The organism is Aeromicrobium sp. PFPM2_SD2, from assembly GCF_057364525.1.
Genome location: NZ_JBNFNZ010000400.1, coordinates 1 through 2,252, shown reverse-complemented (window position 1 = coordinate 2,252; position 2,252 = coordinate 1). Strand labels below are relative to the sequence as shown.

4 protein-coding genes and 1 tRNA gene are annotated in these 2,252 nt (G+C 73.5%); 3 read left to right on the top strand and 2 right to left on the bottom strand.

What is annotated here, in order from left to right:
- Nucleotides 1-41: 41 nt before the first annotated feature.
- Nucleotides 42-512, bottom strand: a complete 471-nt coding sequence (locus AC2W7G_RS14220) for a pyridoxal-phosphate dependent enzyme (protein WP_485869009.1) — start codon at nt 510-512, stop codon at nt 42-44.
- 103 nt (nt 513-615) lie between these two features.
- Between AC2W7G_RS14220 and AC2W7G_RS14215 the strand changes: the two genes are divergently transcribed.
- The 3 genes from AC2W7G_RS14215 to AC2W7G_RS14205 all read left to right on the top strand — a co-directional run bounded on the left by AC2W7G_RS14215 (nt 616) and on the right by AC2W7G_RS14205 (nt 1,795).
- Nucleotides 616-813 carry a LacI family DNA-binding transcriptional regulator gene (locus tag AC2W7G_RS14215; RefSeq protein WP_485869008.1) on the top strand — a complete coding sequence of 66 codons (198 nt, stop codon included), beginning with the start codon at nt 616-618 and terminating at the stop codon, nt 811-813.
- A gap of 38 nt (nt 814-851) precedes the next feature.
- The gene (locus AC2W7G_RS14210; protein WP_485869007.1) at nt 852-1,664 is read left to right on the top strand and encodes a substrate-binding domain-containing protein; all 813 of its coding nucleotides are present in this window, start codon (nt 852-854) and stop codon (nt 1,662-1,664) included.
- Between the two features lie 58 nt (nt 1,665-1,722).
- A tRNA-Arg gene (locus tag AC2W7G_RS14205) sits at nt 1,723-1,795 on the top strand.
- A gap of 73 nt (nt 1,796-1,868) precedes the next feature.
- Here the strand turns inward: AC2W7G_RS14205 and AC2W7G_RS14200 are convergent.
- On the bottom strand, nt 1,869-2,252 hold a 384-nt coding region (locus AC2W7G_RS14200), incomplete at its 5' end, for a zinc-binding dehydrogenase (protein ID WP_485869006.1).

The following is a 2,252-nucleotide window of genomic DNA, read 5'->3' as shown; positions in this document are numbered from 1 at the left end:
GGCCTGCAGCTGGCCGGCGAGCTCGATCCGCCCCGGCGACGTCACCCCAGGGCGCCGACGCGGTCGCTGCCGCCCATGGGCACGGTGCAGAGCCGGTCGCCGTGCTCGGCGGCGAGCCGTTCGTGCTCGGCGGTGGCGGTGGCCTCGTCCGGCACGACGTGGACGGTGGCGCCGAACAGGTCGTCGAGCAGGACGTTGCCGCTGCCCGCGTAGTGCTCGCCGCCGCGCGACACCGTTGCGGTGAGCACGAGGTGGCAGCGCAGGCCGAGCCGGGCGCAGGCGGCGGCGGTGAGCCGGGCGTGGTTCGACTGCACGGCCCCGAACGTCACGACGGAGTCCTGGCCGGCGGCGAGGGCCGCACCGAGCAGGAACTCGAGCTTGCGCAGCTTGTTGCCGCCCAGCCCGAGGCCGGACAGGTCGTCGCGCTTCATCCAGGTGCCGTCGACCGGCTCGAGCGGGGTGGGCCAGCGGCCGAGGTCCACGAACGGGCGGTCGGCGAGGACGTCCTCCATGCTCCGCACGCTACTGAGCGGCCCCGGTTTTGGCACTCGCAAGCCGTGAGATTGGTCAAAACCCGGATGACTGCCAAAACGGCCCGGTATCCTGGGAAGCATCATGCCCGAGACGTCGAAGCGACCGACCATCCGGGACGTCGCTCGCGAGGCAGGCGTCTCGGTCACGACCGTCTCGCACGCCATGAACAACAAGGGACGACTCGACATCCGCACCCGCGAGCGGTCATCGAGGTCGCCAACCGTCTGGGCTACGTCCCCAACCGCGCCGCCCAGCGGCTCGTCAGCGGCAAGTCGCTGACCATCGGGCTGCTCCTGCCGCCCGCGAGCGGCGACCAGGTGTTCGCCACCGACCTGCACGCCCCGGCGATCACCGCCGCGGCGCACGCCGCCGTCGAGGCCGGCTACGCGCTGACGATCATGCCGCAGCTGCCCACCGACGGGACGCTCGGACCGCACGTCGTCGACGGCGTGCTCGTGCTGGAGCCGCAGCCCGACGACGCCCGCATCACCGGCCTGCGCCGGCTCAACCTGCCGTTCGTGGCCGTGGGCGACGCCGTGCCGGACGGCTACTCGGTGCACGCGCACGAGGTGGACGGCGCGCGCCAGCTGCTCGACCACCTGCGCTCGCTCGGCGCCCGCTCCATCGGGGTGCTGGTGCCGGAGCGGGCGACCCAGTTCCTCCAGGACTCGCTCGAGGCCCTGCTCGACCAGTGGACGCTCGAGGGCGAGCAGGTCGTCGTGGAGTCGGTGCCGGCGTCCGCCGTCGAGGAGGGGGACGTGTCGGCCTGGGCCGAGCAGCTGCTCGCGACCCCCGACGTGCATGCGCTCATCGGCCTGCACCCGACGTTCGGGGCCGCGCTCGTCCAGGCGGCGAACGAGGCCCAGCTGTCGGTGCCCGGTGACGTGCTGGTCGCCCAGTACGTCGACGGCATCTCCGCAGCGGTCGCCAGCCCCGCGCTCACCGCGCTCGACGTCCGGCCCGCGCAGCAGGCGGCGCTCGGGCTGACCATGCTGCTCGAGCGGCTGGCCGGCAAGGACACCCCGACCGAGCGCATCATCCGCCCGCGGCTCACGGTCCGGACCTCCACCGTCGCGCGGCGCCGCGGCGACCGGATGCTCGCCCGTCGCGAGTCGGTGCAGGGCGGCTGACCCCGATTCGTCTCGTCGAGGGGTCGTGCGCTAGACTCGTCGAGGCCTTTGCGGCCGGGCGCCTGTAGCTCAACGGATAGAGCATCTGACTACGGATCAGAAGGTTTGGGGTTCGAATCCCTACAGGCGCGCAGGAGAAGGGCCCCTCCCTCGGGAGGGGCCCTTCGTCGTTCCTCGGCGCCCCGTGACGCGTGCGGGCCGACGTCAGCTCCCCGCGACGAGCACGACGGTCTTGCCGGCGAGCGTGCCGGCGGCCGCGTCGGCGTGGACCCGGGCCAGCTCGGCCATCGGCACCCGGTCGGCGACGTCGACGGTCAGCACGCCCGCGTCGACCAGCTCCACCAGGTGCCCGAGCTGCGTCGCGTCGTTGCGGACGAACAGGTCGACGCCGCGGACGTCCCGGTCGGCGTCGCTCGGGGCCGGCATCCAGACCGTGGTGCTGACCACGACCCCGCCGGGAGCCACCAGGGCGACGAGCTCGGCCAGCCGCTCGGGCGCGACCGGCGCCAGGTTCGGCAGCACGTCGACCGGCTCGGTGACGACCTCCAGCAGGTCCTCGGCCGTGTGGTCCACGCGACGTCGGCCCCG

Coding starts and splice junctions, on each gene's coding strand:
- AC2W7G_RS14220 (WP_485869009.1), bottom strand. CDS start 512: ATGGAGGACGTCCTCGCCGACCGCCCGTTCGTGGACCTCGGCCGCTGG.
- AC2W7G_RS14215 (WP_485869008.1), top strand. CDS start 616: ATGCCCGAGACGTCGAAGCGACCGACCATCCGGGACGTCGCTCGCGAG.